Source organism: Erysipelothrix tonsillarum DSM 14972, from assembly GCF_000373785.1.
Lineage (GTDB): Bacteria > Bacillota_I > Bacilli_A > Erysipelotrichales > Erysipelotrichaceae > Erysipelothrix > Erysipelothrix tonsillarum.
On record NZ_KB892379.1, the window covers coordinates 269,600 to 294,661 of the forward strand.

Annotated in this window: 24 protein-coding genes and 1 riboswitch; of the genes, 15 read left to right on the forward strand and 9 right to left on the reverse strand. The window is 38.7% G+C overall.

Annotated elements, in window-relative coordinates; translation table 11 throughout:
* Positions 1-14: 14 nt before the first annotated feature.
* The 3 genes from B096_RS0106965 to agaV are packed head-to-tail and all read right to left on the reverse strand — an operon-like array spanning position 15 to position 2,227.
* Entirely contained in the window at positions 15-935 is a 921-nt protein-coding gene (locus tag B096_RS0106965) for a PTS system mannose/fructose/sorbose family transporter subunit IID (RefSeq protein ID WP_018580028.1), read from the reverse strand.
* On the reverse strand, positions 925-1,731 hold the full coding sequence (locus B096_RS0106970) for a PTS mannose/fructose/sorbose/N-acetylgalactosamine transporter subunit IIC (RefSeq protein ID WP_018580029.1): 807 nt from the start codon (positions 1,729-1,731) through the stop codon (positions 925-927). Before B096_RS0106970 ends, B096_RS0106965 begins: the two co-directional genes overlap by 11 nt.
* Before the next feature lie 19 nt (positions 1,732-1,750).
* Complete coding sequence (agaV, locus tag B096_RS0106975; protein WP_018580030.1) at positions 1,751-2,227, reverse strand: PTS N-acetylgalactosamine transporter subunit IIB; 477 nt, start codon at positions 2,225-2,227, stop codon at positions 1,751-1,753.
* Positions 2,228-2,421: 194 nt separating this feature from the next.
* Here agaV and B096_RS0106980 point away from each other — a divergent pair, with 194 nt between their 5' ends.
* Positions 2,422-3,612 (forward strand): AraC family transcriptional regulator, encoded by a 1,191-nt coding sequence (locus B096_RS0106980; protein ID WP_018580031.1) that lies wholly within the window; start codon positions 2,422-2,424, stop codon positions 3,610-3,612.
* Positions 3,613-3,623: 11 nt separating this feature from the next.
* Here the strand turns inward: B096_RS0106980 and B096_RS0106985 are convergent, their stop codons facing one another.
* The 3 genes from B096_RS0106985 to B096_RS0106995 are packed head-to-tail and all read right to left on the reverse strand — an operon-like array spanning position 3,624 to position 5,548.
* Complete coding sequence (locus tag B096_RS0106985) at positions 3,624-3,917, reverse strand: preprotein translocase subunit YajC (RefSeq protein WP_018580032.1); 294 nt, start codon at positions 3,915-3,917, stop codon at positions 3,624-3,626.
* A 17-nt stretch (positions 3,918-3,934) separates the two neighbouring features.
* Entirely contained in the window at positions 3,935-4,372 is a 438-nt protein-coding gene (gene agaF, locus B096_RS0106990) for a PTS galactosamine/N-acetylgalactosamine transporter subunit IIA (RefSeq protein WP_018580033.1), read from the reverse strand.
* Entirely contained in the window at positions 4,373-5,548 is a 1,176-nt protein-coding gene (locus B096_RS0106995) for an SIS domain-containing protein (protein WP_018580034.1), read from the reverse strand. It lies immediately after the preceding gene.
* A 152-nt stretch (positions 5,549-5,700) separates the two neighbouring features.
* Here B096_RS0106995 and B096_RS0107000 point away from each other — a divergent pair, with 152 nt between their 5' ends.
* The 11 genes from B096_RS0107000 (at position 5,701) to B096_RS0107050 (ending at position 15,531) form a co-directional block, all read left to right on the forward strand.
* Positions 5,701-6,162 carry a hypothetical protein gene (locus B096_RS0107000; protein ID WP_018580035.1) on the forward strand — a complete coding sequence of 154 codons (462 nt, stop codon included), beginning with the start codon at positions 5,701-5,703 and terminating at the stop codon, positions 6,160-6,162.
* 114 nt (positions 6,163-6,276) lie between these two features.
* Complete coding sequence (locus B096_RS0107005) at positions 6,277-6,795, forward strand: hypothetical protein (RefSeq protein ID WP_018580036.1); 519 nt, start codon at positions 6,277-6,279, stop codon at positions 6,793-6,795.
* Positions 6,785-7,468 carry a hypothetical protein gene (locus B096_RS0107010; protein WP_018580037.1) on the forward strand — a complete coding sequence of 228 codons (684 nt, stop codon included), beginning with the start codon at positions 6,785-6,787 and terminating at the stop codon, positions 7,466-7,468. Before B096_RS0107005 ends, B096_RS0107010 begins: the two co-directional genes overlap by 11 nt.
* An 11-nt stretch (positions 7,469-7,479) precedes the next feature.
* Positions 7,480-8,880, forward strand: coding sequence for a hypothetical protein (locus tag B096_RS0107015; RefSeq protein ID WP_018580038.1), 1,401 nt, complete (start codon positions 7,480-7,482; stop codon positions 8,878-8,880).
* 238 nt (positions 8,881-9,118) lie between these two features.
* Complete coding sequence (locus B096_RS0107020) at positions 9,119-9,463, forward strand: hypothetical protein (RefSeq protein WP_018580039.1); 345 nt, start codon at positions 9,119-9,121, stop codon at positions 9,461-9,463.
* Positions 9,464-9,596: 133 nt separating this feature from the next.
* Positions 9,597-9,718, forward strand: a riboswitch (TPP riboswitch).
* A 68-nt stretch (positions 9,719-9,786) separates the two neighbouring features.
* Positions 9,787-10,083 (forward strand): thiamine-binding protein, encoded by a 297-nt coding sequence (locus tag B096_RS0107025; protein WP_018580040.1) that lies wholly within the window; start codon positions 9,787-9,789, stop codon positions 10,081-10,083.
* Positions 10,055-10,843 (forward strand): ABC transporter permease, encoded by a 789-nt coding sequence (locus tag B096_RS0107030; RefSeq protein WP_018580041.1) that lies wholly within the window; start codon positions 10,055-10,057, stop codon positions 10,841-10,843. The genes B096_RS0107025 and B096_RS0107030 overlap by 29 nt, the downstream gene beginning before the upstream one ends.
* Positions 10,843-11,808, forward strand: coding sequence for an ABC transporter substrate-binding protein (locus B096_RS0107035; RefSeq protein ID WP_018580042.1), 966 nt, complete (start codon positions 10,843-10,845; stop codon positions 11,806-11,808). The genes B096_RS0107030 and B096_RS0107035 overlap by 1 nt, the downstream gene beginning before the upstream one ends.
* On the forward strand, positions 11,792-12,565 hold the full coding sequence (locus tag B096_RS0107040) for an ABC transporter ATP-binding protein (RefSeq protein WP_026254148.1): 774 nt from the start codon (positions 11,792-11,794) through the stop codon (positions 12,563-12,565). Before B096_RS0107035 ends, B096_RS0107040 begins: the two co-directional genes overlap by 17 nt.
* A gap of 75 nt (positions 12,566-12,640) precedes the next feature.
* A complete protein-coding gene (hflX, locus tag B096_RS0107045; protein WP_018580044.1) occupies positions 12,641-13,921 on the forward strand; it encodes a GTPase HflX in 1,281 nt (426 codons plus the stop codon).
* 146 nt (positions 13,922-14,067) lie between these two features.
* The gene (locus B096_RS0107050) at positions 14,068-15,531 is read left to right on the forward strand and encodes a DEAD/DEAH box helicase (RefSeq protein ID WP_018580045.1); all 1,464 of its coding nucleotides are present in this window, start codon (positions 14,068-14,070) and stop codon (positions 15,529-15,531) included.
* 122 nt (positions 15,532-15,653) lie between these two features.
* Here the strand turns inward: B096_RS0107050 and B096_RS0107055 are convergent, their stop codons facing one another.
* The 3 genes from B096_RS0107055 to B096_RS0107065 form a co-directional block, all read right to left on the reverse strand.
* Positions 15,654-19,268 (reverse strand): exo-alpha-sialidase, encoded by a 3,615-nt coding sequence (locus tag B096_RS0107055; RefSeq protein ID WP_018580046.1) that lies wholly within the window; start codon positions 19,266-19,268, stop codon positions 15,654-15,656.
* Between the two features lie 199 nt (positions 19,269-19,467).
* Entirely contained in the window at positions 19,468-20,409 is a 942-nt protein-coding gene (gene mnmL / locus B096_RS0107060) for a tRNA modification radical SAM protein MnmL/YtqA (protein WP_018580047.1), read from the reverse strand.
* On the reverse strand, positions 20,406-20,801 hold the full coding sequence (locus B096_RS0107065) for a GNAT family N-acetyltransferase (RefSeq protein ID WP_018580048.1): 396 nt from the start codon (positions 20,799-20,801) through the stop codon (positions 20,406-20,408). Before B096_RS0107065 ends, mnmL begins: the two co-directional genes overlap by 4 nt.
* An 88-nt stretch (positions 20,802-20,889) precedes the next feature.
* On the opposite strand from B096_RS0107065, the gene B096_RS0107070 reads away from it, so the two are divergent.
* From B096_RS0107070 to B096_RS0107080, 3 genes are all read left to right on the forward strand, one after another.
* On the forward strand, positions 20,890-21,678 hold the full coding sequence (locus tag B096_RS0107070; RefSeq protein WP_018580049.1) for a pseudouridine synthase: 789 nt from the start codon (positions 20,890-20,892) through the stop codon (positions 21,676-21,678).
* 375 nt (positions 21,679-22,053) lie between these two features.
* Positions 22,054-23,316 (forward strand): YeeE/YedE family protein, encoded by a 1,263-nt coding sequence (locus B096_RS0107075; protein ID WP_018580050.1) that lies wholly within the window; start codon positions 22,054-22,056, stop codon positions 23,314-23,316.
* Between the two features lie 46 nt (positions 23,317-23,362).
* Positions 23,363-25,060, forward strand: coding sequence for an FAD-dependent oxidoreductase (locus B096_RS0107080; protein ID WP_018580051.1), 1,698 nt, complete (start codon positions 23,363-23,365; stop codon positions 25,058-25,060).
* Positions 25,061-25,062 lie beyond the last annotated feature (2 nt).

The following is a 25,062-nucleotide window of genomic DNA, read 5'->3' on the forward strand; positions in this document are numbered from 1 at the left end:
CTCTTTATCATTGCTTATTCTGCATCGCTAGAAGCAGGAAGTTTGTACCATTCAACAATCGGAGTATAGCCACCTTCGATTGGGTTTCCATTAGCATCAAGTGCTCCGGAATCTTCGGCCCAAATACCAAATGCAGTACCTACAAGACCGATTACGAGAAGTAATCCTATACATTTTGTAGGCGTCCAATTGTGCTTTTTAACAAGAACAAAGAGCATCAATGTGATAATTAAAGGAATTAATTGAGGTAAGATACCATCAAGAACTTCTTGGAAGTTAATGAAGGCTCCACCACCTTGATCAATGGTGATACGGAGGGATGTTGCACCGTAGTTCGATACAAGCGCCCCAACAATGAAGACACCAAGGATACTTGCTGCACGTGTAAATTCTTTTGCGTTATCTGTGAAGAGTGATACGGCATTGGTACCCAATTCATAAGATTTATGCATTAAGAAGTAACGTACTGCGAATTGTGCGATGTTAAAGATGAGTAAGAAGAGTATAGGTCCCATCAAGCTTCCATTGATGGCCATATTAGCAGTTAGTCCTGCTGTAATGGGCACAAGTGTTAACCAGAAGAGGGCATCCCCAATTCCGCCAAGAGGTCCCATTGCCGCAACACGTACGGCACGAATTGTAGGAATATCTGCTTTTTGTTGTTCAAGGGACAACACAATTCCCATTACAAAGGTAACAAGGAATGGGTGAGTATTAAAGAACTCAAGGTTGTGTTGCATCGAAGCAGATAAATCATCTTTATTTGTATGGATTTTTTCCAGTCCAGGAAGAATTCCGTAAAGCCATCCACCTGCTTGCATACGCTCGTAGTTGAACGATGATTGCAAGAAGAGAGAACGCCAGACCATTTTGTTTAATGTTTTTTTGTCCAATTGTTGCGCTGGATTAAGGTCTTTATATGTATTAGATTCCATCTTCGTCACCTCCACCTGAAGTTAAGTCACGTAGTTTTGTATTGGTTTGGAAATCATAGATTGCGATTGCCGCACCAATCATGGCAATAATAAGCAGTGCTGAACCTTGGAGTCCAGGTACTTTGCTGATAATCGTTGCGAATGCAAAACCAAGGAAGAAAAATCCCCAAAGTTCGCCAGAAAGCATAATCTTCATGAGAATTGCGAATCCGACATAACGCATCATCTTACCACCTGCAGCGAGTCCGGCCATGAACCAACTGTTATTGGATGACCAACTTACAATTGCGCCACTGAAGGATACACCAAGTTTCATACCAACCATAATAATTACTGCAAAGAGTAAACCAATCAATGCCATACCGATGTAGTTAATCTGCTCAATACCTTTTGGATTGGCGGCTTTGGCAGCTTCATCTGCTTTTTTCATTAGAGGTGACATCAATGTAAATGCTGTTGTTACAGCATATTGACCTAATAGTGCAAAAGGAACAGCCATACCGACTGCAGCACTTGGGTCAACACTTGGCATTGTAACAGCAAAGATTGTAGCCATAATACCACCAATAACGGCATTAGGTGGTTGTGCACCACCAACAGGCATACTACCAATTTGAATAAGTTGATAGGTTCCCCCAACAACAAGTCCGGTCTTCATATCCCCTAAAATCGCTCCAATAACCGGTCCCACAACAATGGGTTGGTAGAGTGATTCAAGGAAACTGAATTGGTCGATCGCTACGATAAACGTAACGATAAATACGAGCAAATACTGAATAAATGTAAAATTACTCATAATTCTTTCCTCCTATATATTATTGAAATAATTTGTCGATATTATCGGCACTCTCTGTAGGTACTTTACGGATCTCTAACTCAACGCCGAGTTCCTTCAGTCTCTTAAATGCTTCAACATCTTTATCATCAACTGCTACAACTTGGGCAACTTGACGTTTTCCTTCTGACATATGCATATTCCCGATATTTACCTTCTTAATGGGAACACCACCCTCCACAAGTGTTAATACATCAGATGGACTTTCACAAACAATAAATATTTTTTGTTTGTCAGAAGCCTTATGAATTGTATCGATTGTTTTTTGTAGGGTCCAATAACGCGTTGTTGCGTAACTTGGAGCCGCCATATCCATCAGTCCTTGGCGCATCTTATTGGATGCAACTTCATCGTTTGCTACCAAGATTAGGTTTGCGCCGATAGCCGAACACCACTGTGTTGCGACCTGACCGTGAATTAATCGATTGTCAATTCGGGTTAAAACAATATTAGGCATGTCAACTCTCCTCCTTCTGCCATAAGAGATGTAAGCGCTCTTATACTCTAAGTGTACCGTATTAGTCACATTTAATATTTGCACATTTTTATACTTGTTTTGCACTTTTGTGTATACTCTTGTGGTTATCACACAATAAGAACAAGAATGTCCTATGATTAATATAGATGGTGCATGTCATTAAAGGAGAGAATATGTATTTAAAAACAACAAGTCCTCAATTTTTAAAATACGGTAAAGTCCAAGATCAACCTTCATCTTATAAAGTCAATCGCTATTATGTTGAAGGGAAGGTCCCAAAATACTTTAAATCTGTTTCCGCTGAAGTCACAGTGGAAGTCTTGGAAGGCATTGCGCTCGTAATTATTTTAGATCCTTCTGGAGATCCAGAGTTGTTTGTCATTCATCGCATTGCTCGACTGAACCCCAATATCCCTTATACCATTATTCCCTTAACGCAAAGTGCGGTAATTGAAGAATCAGTGCAATCAAACGATATCTATGCAGTTCATCAACAAGAAAATAAAAATGAAGTTGTTTATCACCCCATTCAGCCTAAATTTTACGTGACGGATATTTTTTCATATTACTATAGCGTTAAAGGGAAGAACTATCAATTTTCCGGAGAATCACATTTCTATTGGGAAATGACTTATGTTGATACGGGCGAACTTGTGACCGAAATTGATGGTCAAGAGTTTATTCTTGAAAGCCAAAGTATGATGATTTATTTTCCCAATCAATTTCATAAACAGCGGATTGAAGGGGATAAGTCGTGTTCGTATTTGACCATTATGTTTGATATGAACATCAACACGCACGATATTGACCATATTAAAAATAAAGTCTTCACATGCACGCAAGAAATGTATAGTTTGTTTAATAGTTTTATTAAGCATTCTACGATTCTCGAAACATATGATGTTCCCTATTCACGTGATCTCATGATTTCCTATCTTCAAGAATTAGTGATTCTTGTCATTCAATACGACAGTCCAAATCATACGCAACACATCAATTCCAATCCCATTCAAGCAAACTTTGAAAATGAATTGGTGAATGAGATTAATAAATATATCCTAAATAATATTTGTGAACCCATTTCGGTTGAAGATCTCTGCAATCATTTTGCCATCAGTCGATCCAGCTTGCAGGTCCTATTTAAAAAGAACATGGATATGCCACCTAAGCAATATATCAATGATATTAAAATGATGCGGGCGCAAGTGATGATTCTTGAAGAAAACCTTCCAATTACTGAGATTGCTATGCGATTAGGGTTCAGTTCAATTCATTACTTTTCAAGAAAATTTAAAAAACAGTTTGGTTTATCTCCCAGTGAGTATGCCCAGTCTTTATATAAAAAAAATACCAGCGATGATTAGCTGGTATTTTTTTATTTTGAATCAATGATATTTGAAATACTGTAGAGCGCAATTTCGATTGTCTGTCCGGAACTTAGTTTAACCTTCGCTACAGAATTTTGAGTATCTTTACTTACAAAAACACCCATCAATCCACCGGCAAACATGATGTTAACACCTGGTTTTAAAGCTTTAAGTAAATCATCCATACGTTGGCGGGAAGCCTTGATTGATTTTGCAGTTTTAACATAATAAATTATGGCAAATACGGCAAGCAAGACACCAACCGTAACGCATGTATAAACAATTACGTGTATGGGTTTCATATCATTTCCTCGTTTCTTTAGATGCCATCTCCATCTTCAAGCTCTTCATGACGTTCTAAATCAGCCATATCAAAGAGATCAACTTGTGAAGCACCCGTTTCACTTAGGGAAAGGGCGAAATCATGGAGTAGCGGTTCACCAAGTCGCATTAGACTGGCTTCAAGCAACATGGAAAGGTTCGTTCCGGTTAGAACTTCAACATTCTCATGTTGTGTCGCAATCATGACGGATTCTTTAAAAGGTGTTCCACCTTTTAAATCTGTGAAAACGAGAACACCATCTCCAGTGTTAACGTGGTCAATAGCATTTTTTAAGTCTTCAGACAACGCATCGGGGCCTTTTTCTTCTAAAAAGAGCACTGCCTCATATTGCGGTTGTTTTCCAGCGATTAATTCCACAGCAGACGTTAAGCCTTCCGCAAAACGTCCGTGTCCTGTTACGACAATACCGATCATCTATTTTTCCTCCTCGTGGGAATATGGATAAATAATAACACCTTGTACTACACGGTTTACAAGTCCTGATGGCCATGGATTATCTGGCGATTTTGCTAAATCAAGTGATTTGTAAAGGGAAAGTACCTGTGCATACATAACCATATTGAGTCCAACTAAATCTCTGTTTGTAGCTTCATTATAGTTAATTACGACATAAACATCAACGAGTGCACGAATTTCATCATCATTCATAGTATCCACAACCATGATTTGATTGCCATTACGTTGTGGGCTCATTTCTTTAATAATATCTTTTTGATATTGGCGTGTATATGGATCTTCTTTCATATAGACCACAGTAAGTGTGGTGCTGTTTACGATTGATTTAGGTCCATGACGGAAACCAAGTGGTGAGTTATGCATTGTTACAACTTCACCTGCAGTAAGTTCAAGCATTTTTAATGCAGACTCTTGAGCAAAACCGTTTTGATCGGCATCACCAAGATAAACAATACGATCAAATTTAAAGTTTTCGACAAGTTCCATCGCAACTTTATAGCCTTCTTCGTTGAATGCTTGACCGACACGGATAATATCTTGAATGGATGGATAAAGTGCTTCTAAATGGTCGGTATTGAAAGCAAGGAATGCAGCTAAGAACATATTTGAGAAACTACTTGTCATCGCAAAGGATAAATCGTTTGTTTCTTTTGGAAGTTTGATTGAGTAAATGTTTTCATCTTCACGCAATGCAAGTTTTCCTTCGTGGTTACAGGTAATAACTAAGTGTTTCGCACCTTTATTTATTTCATTTACCACATCAACTGCAGCAATAGATTCAGGTGAATTCCCTGAACGACCAAAGGATACAAGGAGTGTTGGTTTTACAGGGTCGATAAAGAGTGCAGGGGTAGCGACGATATCTGTAGTCGCAATGGATTTAAAATTTGAATTAAATTCTTTTACGAGTACAGGGGCGAGGGCATTCCCGACAAATTCACTGGTACCTGCTCCGGTAAAGATTACATCGTATTCTTTTTCATTGATGATTTGATTTACAAAGTCTTGGATTTCTTGACGACGTTCCAAAACAATGTGGTACGTTTTATCCCACGTTTGAGGTTGTTGGTGGATTTCATTTGCCGTATCAAAGGCTTTGAGATCTTTCCAAGTTTGTTCGTTGTTATTAAACATAAATATATGTCTCCTATCTATCGTTGTTCAATGTCATTATAGGGAAGGGGTGAAGGGACCTCAACCAAATTGGTTAAAGATACAAAAACCTCGTTAAAAAAGACAAGTGATTATGAGATATGGTACAGTACAATAAAGAAAAGGAGTCAACTATGAAAGCAGAAACAACGAACACTTTTACTGATTTTTTGACACGTAAAGTTTATACCGTACCTAAAGGTCAAGAAAAAACCATGCTTTTTTATCGTAATCGCTATGTGATTGCCATTATGTTAGGAATACTGTTGGTGAGTTTTAATGTTCCGACATCATTCAGTGCGTGCTTATCACTTGGATTTGCTCTCTTGGGAGAATTTCGATATCGTTTTGTATTTCTTAAAAAATGCAAACCGGTACCGATAGCACAAATAAAACAGAAAGATATCGCTGCCTCGAGTTTACTGCTCAACAGTGGCCTTTACTGTCTTCTGGGAATCTTATTGATTTACCTCGCGGTAATGGAACCCAGTGTTGAAACCTACCAGTGGTTTTTAGGAGCCTTGGGTGGCATTGGTGTTATCGTAGGAGTTATTTATCTTATTCAATTTATTTCACAACGACGCGATCAAATTTAAAGGTGCTTTGCACCTTTTTCTTATGAATTATCTATGAAAATAAGACAGTTAAATTAAGGGCTTTCCGGCTTTGTGCTAAGATAGAAGGTGTAAAGAACATCAAGGAGGTATTGTATGCAAAATATGATTGAAGAATATCGACTTAAAACAAAAGGAAATCTCGGAAATATGGTGTTTAAATGGGGTCCAATGGTACTCTTGGTTGGGCTGGTCGTGTTGCTTGTTTTAATTCAAGTAACATTTGGGAATATTTTTAAATCAATGGAACAACTGGATCTCTTAGCAGCGAATGTGATGAAAATTAAAGTAATGGTAAGCATCTTGCTTGTTGTCTCGGTAATCGTTGGTTTATTAATGCTTTGGGATTATGTGGCAATGGCTGAAAAACGCGGCTATATAAATCGTGTTTACAGTTTAATTGGTGTTGTTTTTTTCTTTATGACGCTTGTTAATGTTAATAAAATAATTAAAATCAGTGCAGTGATTGATGCGGTCAAACCATCTCATTCCGTTTATCGAATTATTGCATGGGGAGTTATTGGAGTTATTGGATTAATTCTTGGTGCTGTTCATGCTTTTAAACAGGATACTCGAATTGTTTTAGAAAGTGAGGTGGAGTATCGTGCTCGATGATAATCAATTAGAACGGCTTAATATAGCGGGTGTAGTAGATTTGGATGATGCGTTGGCGCGCGTGCGTCGTGATATTAAACCCAAATTATCTCCGCAAAAATATGCTCGGGTTGTGGCCTCTGTTGCCAATCATTATGCAGAAATAAGTGATGTTACCCAGCAAACCACAGTCATCAGCGAACCTGAGCCACCTATCGCAGAAGAAAAGCAATCGGAAGCAGATTCACAAGCTGGATTTAGTACACGGTTTTTTGCTTCTTTATTAACGGGACTTTCCGTAGTGAGTTTGATTGTGGTTATGCTCAGCAATCATAGCTTTGGTCAAATGGTTAGTATGTTTGATCAGGGAACGCCCTTGGTTTGGATAATTCTCAGTGTCTTGTTATTTGTATCAATGCTTGTAATTCGCATGATTGAACGCAATGAAAACGAACATGCTAAGTATTACTTAAGTCGGAAACTTGTTTTATGGATGAGTTCCCTGGGTTTGCTGAATGCAGCAATGGGCATCTTTGTAATGGCAAGTTCTAATAAATTTAATCTTGTTTTAAAACTGATGTTTTCGCTCGTACTGGGGAAAATTACCGTTGTGCTCTGTTTGTTGACGGTGATTGCATTCATCGTGGTGTTGATTAAACACGATGAATTGGTTCTTGTGAAAGTACAACCTTAGGAGGTATGAATATGGATGATAAAAACAAATTAGATGATATTCTTGATGAGGTCGATGCTAAAGCAGCAGAGCTAGAAGCTGAAGCGAAACGCCTTGAGGCGCTTGAAGAAGCTAAAAATGAAGGAAATCAAAATGATGCAATCCAAGAATCCGTTGAAGACTTAGATGATATTTTAGATGAGTTGGATCAAATGCCTGATGACATGATTGAAGCTGAAGCGGAAACGGTATATGTCATTGAAGACGATGAACCTGAAACCGATGTAATCGAAGAAACGATCATTAAAAAAGAAAAAGTAAAGCATACGCAAAAACGTTCGGACAAGCACGGAAAGACGAAGCATAAGAAGTCAAAGAACAAGCGAAAGGGCATCATCGCCTTAGTCATCTTGGTACTGCTTTGTGTGGGCGGATTCGCTGTGTGGAAACTGAAATTTAGTGGACAGCCCCTAAATGCCTTTAAACATATAGAGGTTACTTTTGAGGGGGTAGATACTAAAGGGACGGCTGCATTTGAAGTTGATTTGGAAACTGTAAAACAAAAAGACGAGAAGGAAATTTTAGAAACCTTAACGTATACACTCGAACCGGATGAAGGGTTATCGAATGGTGACAAAGTAAAACTTGTTGCAGAAAAATCTGACGAAACCGATCAACTTTTAAAAACTAAAAAGTATCGCTTCGATACATTAGAGAAAGAAATCGTTGTGAAGGGTTTATATGATTCTGAAAGCTTTAGTATTTTTGATCAATTCAGTATTAGCTTTGCCGGTGTTGATGGTGATGGAACGGTTTCATATGAATCCGCAATGGATGTGGAAGCAGATTATCTCCAAACCATAGTAGAAGGAACGACCCTAACTTTCTCTAAAGATAAAAATTTAATGAATGGTGATGAGCTTACGGTTAAGGCAAGTTTTAATAAAGATGCTATGGCGGCAATGAATCAAAATAAAGTTAAGATTGCCGAAGAGCAAACAACGGTGACAGTTGAAGGCTTGAGTAATATCTACGCCTCGATGGATGATGTAAAAGAATACAAAGAGCTCCAAAATCAAGCATTAACAAAAATTAAAGCTGATTATGCCAAACACCCAGACACCTATACGAATTTCAAATTAGAATATGCGTGTTACACAGCAGAACCGCAAAATAATGTGAATGCAGTGGATCACTTTGAGAAACATCCTTATTCCAATGGGAGTTTGATGTTTATTTATAGTTTTGATCGTGTGCGTGGTAATGATGTTGCGCGATTCGCCGATAATTATGGTTATACAAATATGATTTTAAGTGAAGGAAACCTTGATCGCAGTGCCATGCTTCTTATGTCTCCATATCAAGATGGGGCAACAGTTGAAAAAGTATTGAATGAATTAAGAAGTAATAACTTTGCTTGCGAGGCGCAATAACTTGAGCAGGTCTATGAAAAGCAGAAACCGCGTATAGGGTTCTGCTTTTTCTTTTTACTATAACTTCTTTTAGATTGAATACTTGTTTGCAAGGCGGGTGCTGAGCCGTGCCATGTAACCTTAATTATACAAAATAAACAGGATTAAAGGCTCCTTAGTGTAAGCGCTTGCTATCTATGTGATAATTGTGTATAATTTGTGTAGAGAGCCAAACAAGCATGTAGTTAGGGGGATTTTTATGAAGAACTATTATGCTGTGTTTATTGCATTTACGCTCATTGTTCTAACGAGAACCGTGATTCAACCAGACTTACTCCTAACCCTAAGTGGTGTAGTGACATTTCTTGTGATTATCGTATTTGCAGGAACACAAATATTTAATTTAAAGCATGAGGTAAGAGATGAAAAACTTCTCTATCTTAACGCTGTATTAAATGTATTTGCAGCTTTCTTATATTACAACAATGTTTATAAAGTAATAACATTAACGGCATATGATTCGCTGTTATTCGGGTTAACAAGCGTTCTTGCATTCATAGCGCCATTGTTACTGTTTCTTGCTCGTGATACCTATCACTCGTGAGTGCTTTATACATAATCGTAATTGCTTGTGAAAATATAACCAGTGCCAGGTTATATTTTTTTTGCCTTTTGATTGCATATATGAGGAGGTTTAGTATAATGGGGTTAGTTTCTGATGGAGACTAAGAAAATTGAATTCATACAAGGGGTGCTCGTATTTCGGGCTGAGACTAAACGGTTACGTTTTAAACTCTAAGCATAATGCTTAATACCTGATCCAGGTAATACTGGCGGAGGGATGTATCAATCGCATACTTTTTTTGAGTAAACGTGTATACCTCTTTTCGTACGAGAAGAGGTTTTTTATATTATAAGGAGGTTCTTATGAACGCAAGTGTCGCAATTCAAGTTTTACCCAAAACTACATCAAACGAAGAGACAATTCGTATTGTTGATGAAGTTATCGCTTATATTAAACAAACAGGATTAAATTATGTTGTCGGTCCGTTTGAAACATCAATTGAAGGGGATTATGATGAACTGATGGACGTTGTGAAACAATGTCAGTTGATTGCTGTGAAGGCAGGAGCAGACAAGGTTTCTGCCTATGTAAAGATTTCATATGCACCGACAGCGCATATCTTAACAATCGATGAAAAAATTACCAAACATCAAAAATAAATTGTTGTCGGTATCCGCAATCTTGGGATTGCTGATTCTATGGCAAGGACTCTCGTCACTGGGAATTATTCCACGTTTTATGTTGCCGGCTCCCAGTGATGTCGTCAATGCCTTTATTAATGATTTTAGTTTACTCATGTATCATGCGAAAACAACACTCTTAGAAGCTTTTTTAGGATTAACATTTGGAATTTTGTTGGGTTTTATTTTTGCGGTGATTATGGATCATGTACCCTGGTTCCATAAAATGTTCTATCCGCTCATTATTTTAACGCAAACAGTTCCGACCGTCGCTTTAGCACCTCTTTTGGTGTTATGGATGGGTTATGGCTTATTACCCAAAATTACGTTGATTATCTTAACGTCGTTTTTCCCCATTACAATGGGGTGTATGAATGGATTTCAATCCTGTGATCGGGATGCATTGAACTTAATGAAATCCATGGGCGCAAATACGTATCAAACCTTTCGACATATTAAATTTCCACATGCCTTACCCTACTTTTTTTCCAGCTTGAAAATTTCGGTTTCTTATTCTCTAATAGGTGCCGTGATTGCCGAGTGGTTAGGTGGTTACAGTGGATTAGGGGTTTATATGACCCGAGTTCGTAAGTCGTATTCATTTGATAAGATGTTTGCCGTAATTTTCTTTATTTCTTTTTTAAGTCTGGTTTTAATGGGATTGGTTTCGTGGTTACAGAAACGCACCCAACCATGGCTTTATGCGGAAACGACACAAAGAGATGGAGCAAACAATTAATGAAGAAAAATATTATGGGAATGTTGGTGTTCGGGTTGATTTTAACGGGGTGTGGATCGAAGACATCCAAACCGATACGCATTGTTTTAGACTGGACCCCCAATACCAATCATACTGGTTTATATGTTGCCCAAGAAAAAGGTTTTTTCAAGGCACAAGGCCTTGAAGTTGAGATTGTGCAACCGCCAGAAGGGTCGACAACGGCCTTAATTGGAGCGGGTGGTGCGGAGTTTGGTGTTAGTTTCCAAGACACGATGGCGCCAGCCCTTGCAAGTGATCACCCTCTGCCCGTTACAGCAGTTGCAGCCTTAATTCAACACAATACGTCAGGGATTGTATCACTGAAAGAAAAAGGGATTGATGCCCCACGTAAACTGGCGGGACATACCTATGCAACGTGGGATTCCCCAATTGAACAAGCGATCATTCATAAAATTGTGACGGATGACGGTGGCGATTATGATGCAATTAACATGGTTCCCAATACCGTGACGGATGTGGTATCTGCATTGCAAACAAACCTTGATGCAGTATGGATTTTTAAGGGTTGGGACGGAATTGCAATTGAACAAGCCGGATTGGAAACCAATTTTTTAAACTTTGCCGATTACGGTAGTGAATTGGATTATTATAGTCCAGTTTTGATCGCAAATAATGATTATTTAGAAACACATGGGGATGAAGCGCGAAGCGTACTTAAAGCAATTCAAGAAGGGTATGAATATGCCATTGATAAGCCCGATGAAGCAGCCGAAATTCTTGTACGTAATGTGCCGGAATTGGATTTAGAGTTAATGAAAGCAAGCCAACAATACTTAGCACATGAATATAAAGCTGAGGTGGCACAATGGGGCAGGATTGATAGCGTGCGTTGGAATAAGTTCTATACGTGGCTGTATGAGCATGAATTAATTGCGATGCCCATTGGTGAAGATGTAGGTTTTACAAATGACTATCTCAATTAACGATCCAGTTCTTAAACTGGAGTCCATTTCGATGAGTTATGGGACTAAAAACGTTTTAGCGGATATTTCGATTGCATTACACCAAGGAGAAGTTGTTTGTATTCTCGGTGAGAGTGGGGTCGGAAAAACAACGCTTTTTAATGTGATAGCGGGTCTTGTAAAACCGGATAAAGGGTTGGTCTCGTTACATGGTAATAACATTACTGGGAGTGCCGGACACGTTTCGTATATGCTTCAAAAAGATTTGCTCTTACCCTATAAAACCGTTGTGGATAATGCCGCATTACCATTGCGAATTCGTGGGATGGATAAGGCGAAAAGTCGTCATGAAGCACGTGCATATTTCTCAACCTTTGGACTTGAGGGGACAGAGATGCTTTATCCTTCCCAATTATCGGGTGGGATGCGCCAGCGGGTTGCCTTTCTGAGAACGTTTCTCTTTTCAGATGACGTTGCTTTATTGGATGAGCCTTTTAGTGCTTTGGATACAATTACGAAGCATCAAATGCAAACGTGGTATTTGGAAATTATGAGTCAATTAAAACTTTCAACGTTCTTTATTACGCATGATATCGATGAAGCAATTTTATTATCCGATCGCATCTATATCTTAAGTGGGAAACCTGGAAAAATTACCTATGAATTAACAATTGATGCACCGAAGCCACGCGATGACAACTTTATGCTTTCTGATGCGTTTATGACGTATAAACGTACGCTCAAAGAACATTTAAATGAGACGAAAAGCACTCAATAAAAAAGATACACACGCTTAAGTGTGTATCTTTTTCATAAAACTTGTTATATTGATAGTAGAAGGTCGAGGAATACCATGTTAAATACAAAAGAAGAAAAAGAACGTATTGTTTTGGTTGGAGTAGATTTTGGGAAGAAAGATTTTAACCTTGAATCATCCATGATTGAACTCGCAGACTTAGTAGAAGCAGCGGAAGGAACCGTTGTGTATCAGATTACCCAAAACCGTGAGCGACCCGAAAGTGCAACGTATATTGGCCTAGGGAAAATCGAAGAAGTGATGCAGGCAGTCGCAACGTATGATGCAGATACGGTTGTTTTTAATGATGAATTAAGCGGATCGCAAATTCGTAATCTGGAGAGCATGATTGGTTGTAAGATTGTTGATCGCACCAATCTTATCTTAGATATTTTTGCGCTGCGCGCAACAACTGCCGAAGGTAAACTTCAAGTAAAACTAGCGCAATTGAAGTATCGATTACCACGACTTGTTGGTTATAGTGATTATTTATCACGTACCGGTGGTGGAATCGGGACAAGGGGTCCGGGTGAACAAAAACTTGAACTGGATCGACGTTATATCCAACGTGAAATTATGCATGTTCAAAATGCGTTATTAAAAACAGAAGAAAACCGTGAGATTACACGAAATAAACGGTTAAACTCAACGTTACCGATTATTTCCTTTGTTGGTTATACCAATGCTGGGAAATCAACGTTGATGAATGCCATCTTAAAAAACGGAGATCCACTGTCAGAAGAAAAACATGTTTTTGTTAAAGATATGCTATTTGCGACACTGGAGCCATCTTTGCGCAAGGCCCGACTTAATAATGGGTTGAATGTAATTCTTACGGATACGGTAGGATTTGTATCAAAACTACCTCATACTTTAGTGGAAGCCTTTAAAGGAACACTTGAAGAAATAAAATATTCGGATTTAATTATTCACGTAGTGGATGCTTCCAATCCTGATTTAAACATTCAAATGGATACAACGTATGAAATGCTGCGAGATTTAGAGGTTTTAGACCGTAAAATCATTACCGTTTTCAATAAGATGGATTGTGCTATAGATAATGAAATCACTTCATATCAAAATGAATTTGGAAATCGAATGTATATAAGTGCCCATGATCCTAAGGATATCGATCGTTTGGTGGATGCCATCGAAGTGGAATTGGAAGCAGATTTTAAGAAAGTTTCGTTCGCAATTCCGTTCGAAGATTTAGGTGTGCTTGATGTACTTGCTTCAAATTATGAAATCATTGGCTTAACCTATACGGAGACAGGTGCACAATTTCGCGCAGTCATTCGTGAGTCGGATCAAAAACGTTATCAACAATATATAATCTAAAACGATGCGGATAACCGCATCGTTTTAGATTGCTTCGTATCCTTTATGCCCCAAGATAGTGTATAATGGAAAGGCACTTTCACACATGTCAATTCGGTATGGTGAATTCGGTTAAGAATAACCATGCATAGAAAAGAGATGATATCGTGAAACATACATTTAAAAATTACGGAATCGACGCGTCGATTCTAAAATCAATTCAATATTTAGGCTATGAAGCGCCTACGGAAGTCCAACAAGAAGTCATTCCTGCTGTTTTAAATGGCAGAAATGTGGTTGTACAGTCACAAACCGGAAGTGGGAAAACAGCTTCTTTTGGAATTCCTCTTTGTAATCAAGTTGTTTGGGAAAAACGTAAGCCGCAAGTCCTTGTTCTTGCGCCAACACGTGAATTAGCAATTCAAATTCAAGAAGATCTTTTTAATCTTGGTCGATTTAAACGTCTTAAAGTTGAAGCGCTCTATGGCCGTAGTTCGTTTGAAAAACAAGCACAACGGTTAAAAGAAATGACGCATATCATTGTAGCGACGCCCGGTCGTTTGTTAGATCATATGGCGCGTGGAACGGTTGATTTATCTCATATTGAGACATTGGTCATTGATGAAGCGGATGAAATGTTTAATATGGGATTTATTGAGCAAATCACAAGTATTATTAATCGCATCCCTAAGAAGAGTCAAAAACTGTTATTTTCAGCTACGATGCCTGAACGTGTTAAAGATTTATGCACGCTTTATATAAAAAATCCACACTGGATTGATATTGAAACTGAAAGTCGTGTAGAAGATCGTATTGATGAACGATACTATATCGTTGATTACCCTGACAAAATGGAATTATTAGAAGCGGTATTGATTACTGAAAATCCAGACAGTTCAATTATCTTTTGTAATACAAAAGAACAGGTCGAATCTGTGACGACTTTTATGGAAGACATGGGATGTAAGGTGGATACCCTACATGGTGGAATGGAACAACGATTCCGCACAAAGGTCCTAGCAGATTTTAAGCATGGCTTGTTCCGCTACCTCGTGGCTACGGATGTGGCAGCGCGAGGCTTGGATATTGATGATGTTTCGCTGGTTGTTAATTTTGATATTCCTGAGAATACGGAAAGTTATACGCATCGTGTAGGCCGTACGGCACGTGTTGATAAATACGGAAAAGCGGTTTCGTTCTCAAGTCCTTACGAAATGAAATATACAAACCAAATCATAAATGATACAGATCATGAACTACAAAAAGTTGTGAAACCCAGTCAAAGTTTAATTGATGCACGTCGCAGTGCGTTTGAAGCGAAACGTGATCGTCAACCGAAAATTAAAAAAGACAAAGCACATGATTTCAAACAAGAAATTACCAAGATTCATATTAATGCTGGCAAGAAAACGAAAATGCGTCCCGTTGATGTGGTTGGTGCGTTGTGCTCGATTGATGGCATGACCGCTGAAGATATTGGAGTAATCAGCATTGTCGACGTTTCAACCTTTGTGGAAATTTTAAATGGCAAAGGGGATTTAGTTTTAGATGCTCTGAAAACAACACCGATTAAAGGCCGTCCACGTAAAGTGAATCGTGCTAATAAAACGGAATATGAACGTTTACTGTAATTAATAGTTCTTACAACTTGAGGAACCGCACACGTTAAAAGGTGCGGTTTTTGTCTGCAACATTAATGTGTCCCAATATAAAAGCACCGATTGAACGGACATCAATCGGTGCTTTAAACGATCTACGAGCGTTTACGTTTTAATATCAGTAAACCACAAACTGTCATTGTCCACCCCAGTGTTAGTGATAATGAAGTGGATTGACCTGTGGGAGGTAATGGTGTTGTTCCTAAATTTGTGACCGGATTTGGTACACGATGGGTTTGGGCAACAGAGGTTGTTTCCTGAGTTGGCTCCGTTATCAATGGTGCTTGAATGGATTCATCTAGAATAGGTGTCATTGGGATTTTGGGGGTGGTTTCATCAGGTTTTTCTACAGGAGGAACCACCCGTTTTGTAAGCCCACTAAGCGCTTGTTCTAAATTTATGATTGCCTGTTTTATTTGTTCTTCCGTTGGTACTGAGCGTGGTTTAAAACTTCTAAAACTCGAGGATGGGGTTATGAAAAGTTGTTTAGCCTGTTCCAGTGCTGTCGTTACAGCCTGTACACTTGCTTCAGTGTATGTATCGAGGTCTAAAGTTTCAAGAGAGGCTTCAACTTCATGAATTTTTAGCTGCAATGTTTCTGGCGTATACGTTGTGATGGCCAAAGACTTCAGTGCTTCGTTGAGGACTCTCACTGCTTGATCAATATCTGTTTGTGTTGTGCTGGATGCTTCAAGTACATCCGTAGCCTTAGCATGCGCTTCACGAAGCACACTAAAACTTGCTTCGGTATACAAATGTTGGTTAAGGCTGTCAATTTGACTGAGAAGGTCTTTCAGGTCTTCTATTTGTAAGGGTGCTTGATAGATGGCACCGTGTAATGTGATTTCTGATGCGTTTCCGTAATTTTCAAGACCACTCACAACCCTAAAAACTAAGGTATCCACATGAGCATCCTCAAATGATATTGTTTTTTTTGTAAGTGTAGATGCCAATGTGCCTTCTTGTATGACATGAAGTGGTTTTGAACCCAGTTTACCTAGAATTTGGTAGGCGGTAACAACACCATTTACCGTACCATCTTGTCGCGGTAAATATGTTAATGTGTTTAAAATCATATCGTTGTGAAACGAAATGGTAACATCAAAGGGAGGATTTTTATCACCCCATTTTGAGTGCCAGAAAGTGGTAGGATCACCATCGAATGCTAAGGCGATGGGTCCTTCTACTTGCGTATTTCCGTTTTCTGTTTCCTGACTTGAGGCCGTAACATCAAAAAGTGATAACGGAATATAAGTCGGATCAATGTTAGCAATTAGTGACTGAATTTGATGTACAAAATCACCGAGGGTAAATGGATTGTCATTCAAGAGCTCCGCCTTGGTAATCAGTTGATCTGCCTCTGCTTTAACACTAGGTGCTAAGTTTTTAAAATCAAGCGAACGCAGTTTATCAACTGCCTCATTAAGACCTTCTTTATTCGCAATATTAAGGTTTTTTCCTTCGCTGGTTTCGAGGTATCCTTGGGTAAATCCTGAAAGGTGTGTCAAGGGTTCGACGATATCGAAACGAAGGGTATGTGTATCAATCCGTATGGGTTGAGCTGCTTTTCCATCGTTGTACGTTAGAATCAAGTTTGAACTGTAAATGAGTGATTGTTCTGCATGAAGTTCAATAAAGTCATCATGGCTTTCAAGATGTAAGTTAGATGTATCTTTTACACCAAGGTCTTCAAAGGAGAAGCGTTTAAACATCATCGACATATTATCGCCATTCTCTGGTTTCTTGTGCTCATACATGAGACCAAAATGACCGTCAGGTAAGGGTTGAACGACATTATATTCATAATTACCACTTTGCATATGCGTATTGGATAAGAGAACCATGGATTCATCATCCAAGATTTGAAGGAGCTTTACGGCCCCATTGGTGCGTTTTGGTCCATTGGGATTCGCAAGTAAGACATATTCTTTGCCGTCGTGATTATAATGCAATGCAGACATTTGTGAATAAACATCCGTAATCGGCAACGTTTCTAAATCATTTTCCCATGTCTCCCCATTGTCATAGGATGTTCCGACAAGTACTTTACCGGATACGTTTCGTGCGAATTGTTTTAAAGTGCCGTTATTTAATTGAATGACTTGTGATTCCGTCACCAAGGCACCACTGTTGTTGAGTGTTTTAGAATGCAATACTTGGCCATTGAAGTTACGGTTGTCATTGAGGGATTCCGTTTTATGCCACGTAATACCATCAGCGCTTTTAATCATCGATGTTGATTGAGAGTTACCTCCGTGCCGATTGGTATGATAAATAGGGAATGCAAGATCGCCATTTTCAAGTTGTAGACCAACACCTGGACCCGTCCCAATAAATTGCATCCAATCTGCTTTAACTTGCGGCGTAATATCATGAGGAGAAGACCACGTTGCCCCTTCATCATCTGAATGTGTGAGCCATAGGTAGGCTGTTTGGCGAATCCGTAAAGGGCTTTTTTTAAGATAAATATTGCCGACATAGGTTTCATTTTCATAAAGATCGCCTAAGTCGCTAAAAGGCATCCCAGCTTCAGATTTAAGCACAACCCGGTAGTCGGTTTTATAATCGGTATCATAGGTATAGACCGACCCATCGGGTTTAGCGTAATAAGCATCGCCTTGCGCGTTTTTGAGTACAATAAACGTTCCGTCAGTTTTGGTTACGTATGGTTGTCCAAAGTCCTGATCCTCATTTTGTACACTGAAGAATCCACGTGATTCAGGGAACATATCAACTAAAAGATAAATACGACCGTTGCGTTTATCTTGCGTCATTGCAGCATCAATTAAAAAGGCAGCATTTTGATAATTAGTATTCACATTTTCTTGTGAAACCAAGTCATCGGATTTTAAGTCAATGATAACCTCACTATCAGACCATGTTTTACCGCTGTCAAAACTGCGACGCAATGCAATATCAATATTACCCCAATCGGCTTGATGTGTATTCCGTTTGTCAATTGCGGCTAATACGGTTCCATTTTGTGTTGTAAGTAAACTAGGAATGCGATAATTCTTACTGCCATCTTGTCCGGGTGCATACAGTTCAATCGCCTCTGAAGCCGTTGTCTCTACCGATGACGCCGTATCGGCGTGTTTTGTTTTAATTTCTTCCAGGGTATCAACATGGGATGATAGGGAAAAGGATGCAATCTTACCTGTAAATGGCCACAGATTCTCACCTTTTGAACGGGCAACACTCCCCAACTTCATGCGATTCCACGGTATGGTTTGGATTTTAGAAAAATCGATACTTTCTTGTGTTGCGATGTGTTCTCCATCTGCGAAGATTTCAACACGATGGCCATGATTCAGAACAGTAACTGTGTGCCAGTGCGTGTTGGCCAGTTTGGTAGACGTACCGAAAGTATTGATGATATGTGCTCCAGATTCATCACGGAATTCAATTCCAATTTTTCCGGTACTGTTTTGATAGTAGAGTGCAAAATAATTGTTTTCTAGTGATGCATTGGACACAGAGAACAGCGAGACAAGTTCATTAGATAATGACTCGGATCGAAATCTTAGTGTCAACGAACCTTGATTGAAATCTTTTAAGCTGGACAAGGAAGCGGAAAGATCTGTGCCTTCACCACTAAGATAAAAATCATTCATATTTAGATCATTCATTGCATAAACAGAATTTGGACACAGACTTATGCCCATAATAAGTGCTAGAAGCATAACAAAAAATTTACTTATTGTTTTCAATTTAAAGTCCCCTCTCGTATAAGTAAAGCATGGATGATTTAAATGTAAGCGCTTCATTCATCGACATTATAGCATCTTTGAGAAGCATGTCCAAAACAATTTACAAAATTTCATAATGATGAAAATGACTTTCTTAAAACCCCTAATTTTTCCATTAAACACGGGTGTTTTTCGAAAATTATTACCAAAAAAAAGAAGCTTAGCGCTTCTTATATGCTTTCCCTTGCCAGGTATTTTGTTTGACCATCAGTTTGTCAATTTCATTTGTGACCACGATTTTACGTTTGGTCCATAGGGGGGCCAATAAGTCATCGGCCATGCCATCGCCGGTAAGGCGTGCGATGACAATATCTTCCGGTAGCCGTTCGATTTGTTGTACAACAATCGAAACGTATTCATCACGTGACAGTAAGGGAAAGGGTTGTGCGAGGTATTGTGCACCAAGTTTGGTTCCCTTAATAATATGCAACATGTGAATTTTAACCATTTCAGGGTGCATTGCAGCCAAATAGTCTGCAGTTTCTAGCATCATTTCCGGGGTTTCTTCAGGAAAGCCATTAATGATATGAACACACGTTCTTATGCCGGCTGCTTTTAATTTTTGGATGCAGGTCGTTACAGATTCTAAATCGTGTCCACGATTCATCCATGCTGATGTTTCAGGATGAATGGTTTGTAAGCCAATCTCAATCGTTAAATCTTTCTTATGACTCATGGCTTCAAAATAGGCGATTTTAGCATCGTCTAAACAATCACTTCGTGTTGCGATATCAATGCCGACAAAACGATCGTCTTCAAAGAAAGGATCGTAAAGTTTTTTTAGGTTTTCTAATGAATCATGCGTATTCGAATAAGCTTGAAAATAAGCAATTTTGGCCGCATGGGGCCATTTATGAAGCATAATTTCCTCACTGTGTTTGATTTGCATTTCTAAATCCGGATTTTTAAGAATCATATCTCCGGAACCGCGGGCACTACAAAAGTTACATCCACCACTTCCACACGTTCCGTCTCGGTTTGGGCATGTAAATCCAGCATCAATCCCAACTTTAAATGCTTTTTGTCCGTATGTTTTTTGTGTAAAATAGTTGTAAGTCTGATAACGCTTATTATCAAGCGTATAAGGGTAAGGGTTTGTCATAAAAGTACCTCCATCTCACAATAATCGATGTTATTGCGGCTCAATGTATGTCCGGTTTGCTTAAAACCAAAGCGACCATAAAAAATGCTTTTTTCAATCCGTGCATTTAGAATAACACGTCCTGTACATAATGATAGCACATGATTTAAAAGCATGCTGCCATATCCTTGATTTTGAAACTCTGGAAGGGTGGCAAATTTTCGTAATTGTATAGCATGAGGGTGATTGACTTTGGTAATCACAGCAATGCACGTTGTTTCTAAAAAAAGACCGTAATGTTTGGCATGTGCATCATCTTCCGTATGGGCTAAAGCAAGTTCACGATTTGGATAGAGTGCTTGATGACGAATCGGGATGGTCAACTCAGTAGGAATGCGACGTATGGTTTTCATAGAATATCTCCTTAAGATATATTATACTGTAAATGGTAGAATAGTAGAGTATCAATATCAAACTAAGAGAAAATCAATTGAGGTAAATATGAAACAAGCAATCCAACAAAAATCAAATACAATCCAAGATCGTAACCCAATTCAACATGAAACTCGTGAATCGGTGCGCCTCAACAAATATATCAGTGACTCCGGTTACTGCTCGCGGCGTCAAGCGGATCGTTATATCCAACAAGGGCTCGTAACGATTGAAGGCCAGGTTGCGGAAGTTGGTCAACAAGTATTGCGTGGTCAACACGTAACAGTGGAAGGGAACGCTATATATAAGGATGAAGAACGTGTATACATTGCTTTAAACAAACCACGTGGCATTACATGTACTACAGATCTCGAGATTGAAGGAAATATTGCGACATTTATGAATTATCCAAAACTAATTTTCCCAATTGGACGTTTAGATAAAGATTCAAGTGGACTTATCCTACTTACAAATGATGGAGACATCGTTAATAAAATATTACGTGCTGAGTACGGTCATGATAAAGAGTATATTGTCTCTGTAAACAAATCGATTGATGAAACATTTATAAACAAAATGGCAGCGGGTGTCGAAATCTACAATCAACAAACACACCGTATGCAAGTAACCAATCCATCTGTTGTGAAACAACTTGCACCGAAAACATTCAGTATAATCTTAAATCAAGGGTTAAACCGACAAATACGTCGTATGACGAAAGCCCTGGGATACAAAGTAACAACATTAAACCGTATTCGAATTATGAATATTGAATTGGGCGATTTAAAATCTGGAATGTGGCGTTATCTGAGCGAGACAGAACTGAAAGAACTGAATCGACGCATCCAAAGCCGTTAAGACGGCTTTTTTTTATGATTTAGGGCATAACAAATCATTATTGCACGATAGGTTAATGTTATAAGCAATACTTATGACGTATCCGTGTTATAGGGCTGAATTTTGTGATACAAGTTAATAATTTCACAAATGAAATCAAAACGTAACGCTTTCAAAACAAAAAATGAGGTATAAGAGCAAATTATGACAGAACTTTTAAAAACTCGAGGGTGAAATGGTTGAATTGTCATGTGTAAGTGATACGATTTATGGGCAAGGCAATGATAAGCCTTAAACTTTTGATGATTATCCATACATAAGATTCGGGGATCGGATATTCATTGAAATGTTTGTTCTAAGGAATCCTTGCCGTTTTGTCATTCATAGGAGGAGAACATGAAGAAGACAGAAAATATTATTGGATTTGTATTGCTACTCGCAGTATTTATCTTAGGAAAGAATTTTTTAGCGTCTGATATGCATTTATTCAGACTCGTGATAGGTATCGCATTAGGATATACCTTAACACGTGCCGCAACCGGTTTTGCAGGAAGTGTAAACCGTGCCGCAAATACAGGATCAACAAAATTAATGAAGACATTAATGTTTATGTTCTTTATTACTACAGTTTTATCCGCATCATTTATGATTTTCCAAGATCCATCACAAATGGATTTATGGGTTAACCCAATTAATGGTGGGTTGCTTGTTGGTGGTGTACTCTTTGGATTTGGTATGGCATTTTCATCTTGCTGTGCTTCAGGAGTTCTAACAGATTTGATTACAAGTTTGCCACGTGCTTTAATTACTTTAATTTTCTTTAGCTTTGGTGTTTTTATTGGTTTCCCACTTCAAAAACAAGCATGGGTTGCGAACTCATGGTTTGTATCTGAAGTCGGTTCTCAAACAGCAGGTGGAGTATTCTTGCCAGACCTCTTTAAATGGGATGGACTGGGTGGATACCTCGGTGCATTAGTACTTACTGCATTGCTTTGCGGTTTAGTAGTCGTTCTTGCCAATAAATACGAAGCAAAACGTAAAAAAGAAGGAACATACACAGGTCATTTTGTTGAAAAGGGCCAAGACAGTATGAAAGCATTTGAAGTTGAAAAAGATTACGCTTTCCCTACAGAAAGCACTTATGAACGTCTCTTTGTTAAGACTTGGTCTTTAAAACAAGGTGCAGTAATTATTGCAATTCTCTTTACACTCTTAATGGGGGTTACCAAAGCAGGTTGGGGTGCATCTACACCTTACGGATTTTGGTTTGGAAAATTCTTAACACTCTTTGGAGCTTCTGCAGAGTCATTGGGTGCCTTTACTAAGATGGATCCAGCTGTTTTCTCAAAACCATTCCTTGCAAACCCAGTTACAGTTCAAAATATGGGGATTCTTGTTGGGACAGCGGTTTACTTACTGACAGCTGGTAAATTCAAAACAACCTTTATGTCTGAACTTCACATTACTGTTAAAGATGGATTACTTTACGCAATGGGTGGTATTACCATGGGTGTTGGTACACGTTTAGCAAATGGATGTAATGTTGGTGCATTGTATACACCGATTGCAAACTTCTCATTATCCGGTTGGGTATTCCTTGTTGTGATGGTCATCGGTGGCTATTTAGGAAACAAACTGGCAAAAAAATTACAAAAATAAATAGATATATAAAATCGATAACTTAGAAAAGAAAGAGGGCAATCGAATGAGTAAAAGAATATTAATTGTCGGGGGTGTAGCTGGAGGCGCTTCAGTTGCAGCGCGTGTACGTCGTCAAGACGAACATGCAGAAGTAATTATGTTTGAGCGAGGACCTAATGTATCCTTCTCAAACTGTGCATTACCATACCATTTAAGTGGTATTGTTGCATCAAGTGATGATTTAGTGTTGATGTCACCAGAACAATTTAAAAACCAATATAACATCATTGCACGCACAAGCACTGAAGTTATGAAAATTAACCGTGATGCAAAAACGGTAACCGTAAAAAATCTTGAAACTGGTGAAGAAACGGATGAAGCATACGATAAACTTGTTTTATCACCAGGAGCAAGTGCAATCTTGCCACGCAGTATTGAAGGAATTCAAGGCGACAATGTATTTACAGTACGTAACGTTGTCGACATTAAAAAACTTAATGGTCATATTGTAAATAACAATATTGAAAACATTACCGTTGTCGGTGGTGGTTTCATCGGGGTTGAAGTTGCGGAAAATCTACGTCATGCAGGTAAAAAAGTAACTTTAGTTGAAGCGATTGATCAAATCATGAGTCCATTTGACTACGATATGGCTCAAGTACTTCACAAAGAAATGATGGATAACGGAATCCAATTAATTCTTGGTGATGGTGTGAAAAAGATTACAGAAACAAGTGTTGAACTTGGCTCCGGTACAATTTTAGAATCGGGTGCTGTAGTTATGGCAATCGGAGTTGCACCCGAAACAGGTCTTGCAAAGGATGCAGGTCTTGAAATTGGGGTTACAGGTGGTATTAAAGTAGATCACAACTACCTCACTAACGATAAAAACATCTATGCAGTCGGTGATGCAATTGAAGTCTTCCACCAAATTACACGTAAACCAACACGTCTTGCTTTAGCTGGTCCTGCTCAACGTCAAGCACGTGCAGCAGCAGACCATATGTATGGTATTCCACACAACAATAACGGTGTTGTAGGATCTTCATGTGTTCAAGTTTTTGATTTAAATGCTGCATCAACAGGTTTGAATGAAAAAGCTGCACAAGCTGCAGGTATTGATTATGACTTTGTATACATTATTCCTGGCGATAAAGTTGGGTTGATGCCCGACTCAAATCCTATGCACTTCAAACTTATCTATGAATACCCAACAGGTAAACTCTTGGGTGCTCAAGCAATTGGTAAGGGAAATGTCGATAAACGAATCGATGTAATTGCAACCATGATTCAAATGGGCGGTTCACTCGAAGATCTTAAAGAAGTTGAACTATGCTATGCGCCACCATTTGGAACAGCAAAAGATGTAGTCAATCATGCTGCACTTGTTGCATTAAATCTTCTTTATGGACGCTTTAACCAAGTTCCTGTAACACAAGTTCGTGAACTTGTTGAATCGGGTGCCTTTATTATTGATGTCCGTGAAGAACCTGAATTCGCTTTAGGTCATTTAATCAATGCGGTAAACATTCCATTGAGTCAAATTCGTGATCGTTTGGACGAAATTCCAACAGATAAACCTGTGTACTTACATTGCCGTTCAAGTCAACGTTCATATAATGCGGTTATGGCATTACAAAATCTTGGCTTTGATAATGTTGTAAATATTTCTGGGTCATACCTAGGAATCTGTGAATATGAATACTTTAACGATCAAGTTACGGGCCGTGACAAAATCGTTACAGAATATAACTTTAATTAAAG

Bases quoted from the DNA above. Each gene is read 5' to 3' on its own strand.
- B096_RS0106965 (WP_018580028.1), bottom strand. From the start codon at position 935: ATGGAATCTAATACATATAAAGACCTTAATCCAGCGCAACAATTGGAC.
- B096_RS0106970 (WP_018580029.1), bottom strand. From the start codon at position 1,731: ATGAGTAATTTTACATTTATTCAGTATTTGCTCGTATTTATCGTTACG.
- agaV (WP_018580030.1), bottom strand. From the start codon at position 2,227: ATGCCTAATATTGTTTTAACCCGAATTGACAATCGATTAATTCACGGT.
- B096_RS0106980 (WP_018580031.1), top strand. From the start codon at position 2,422: ATGTATTTAAAAACAACAAGTCCTCAATTTTTAAAATACGGTAAAGTC.
- B096_RS0106985 (WP_018580032.1), bottom strand. From the start codon at position 3,917: ATGAAACCCATACACGTAATTGTTTATACATGCGTTACGGTTGGTGTC.
- agaF (WP_018580033.1), bottom strand. From the start codon at position 4,372: ATGATCGGTATTGTCGTAACAGGACACGGACGTTTTGCGGAAGGCTTA.
- B096_RS0106995 (WP_018580034.1), bottom strand. From the start codon at position 5,548: ATGTTTAATAACAACGAACAAACTTGGAAAGATCTCAAAGCCTTTGAT.
- B096_RS0107000 (WP_018580035.1), top strand. From the start codon at position 5,701: ATGAAAGCAGAAACAACGAACACTTTTACTGATTTTTTGACACGTAAA.
- B096_RS0107005 (WP_018580036.1), top strand. From the start codon at position 6,277: ATGCAAAATATGATTGAAGAATATCGACTTAAAACAAAAGGAAATCTC.
- B096_RS0107015 (WP_018580038.1), top strand. From the start codon at position 7,480: ATGGATGATAAAAACAAATTAGATGATATTCTTGATGAGGTCGATGCT.
- B096_RS0107020 (WP_018580039.1), top strand. From the start codon at position 9,119: ATGAAGAACTATTATGCTGTGTTTATTGCATTTACGCTCATTGTTCTA.
- B096_RS0107025 (WP_018580040.1), top strand. From the start codon at position 9,787: ATGAACGCAAGTGTCGCAATTCAAGTTTTACCCAAAACTACATCAAAC.
- B096_RS0107030 (WP_018580041.1), top strand. From the start codon at position 10,055: ATGAAAAAATTACCAAACATCAAAAATAAATTGTTGTCGGTATCCGCA.
- B096_RS0107035 (WP_018580042.1), top strand. From the start codon at position 10,843: ATGAAGAAAAATATTATGGGAATGTTGGTGTTCGGGTTGATTTTAACG.
- B096_RS0107040 (WP_026254148.1), top strand. From the start codon at position 11,792: ATGACTATCTCAATTAACGATCCAGTTCTTAAACTGGAGTCCATTTCG.
- hflX (WP_018580044.1), top strand. From the start codon at position 12,641: ATGTTAAATACAAAAGAAGAAAAAGAACGTATTGTTTTGGTTGGAGTA.
- mnmL (WP_018580047.1), bottom strand. From the start codon at position 20,409: ATGACAAACCCTTACCCTTATACGCTTGATAATAAGCGTTATCAGACT.
- B096_RS0107065 (WP_018580048.1), bottom strand. From the start codon at position 20,801: ATGAAAACCATACGTCGCATTCCTACTGAGTTGACCATCCCGATTCGT.
- B096_RS0107070 (WP_018580049.1), top strand. From the start codon at position 20,890: ATGAAACAAGCAATCCAACAAAAATCAAATACAATCCAAGATCGTAAC.
- B096_RS0107075 (WP_018580050.1), top strand. From the start codon at position 22,054: ATGAAGAAGACAGAAAATATTATTGGATTTGTATTGCTACTCGCAGTA.
- B096_RS0107080 (WP_018580051.1), top strand. From the start codon at position 23,363: ATGAGTAAAAGAATATTAATTGTCGGGGGTGTAGCTGGAGGCGCTTCA.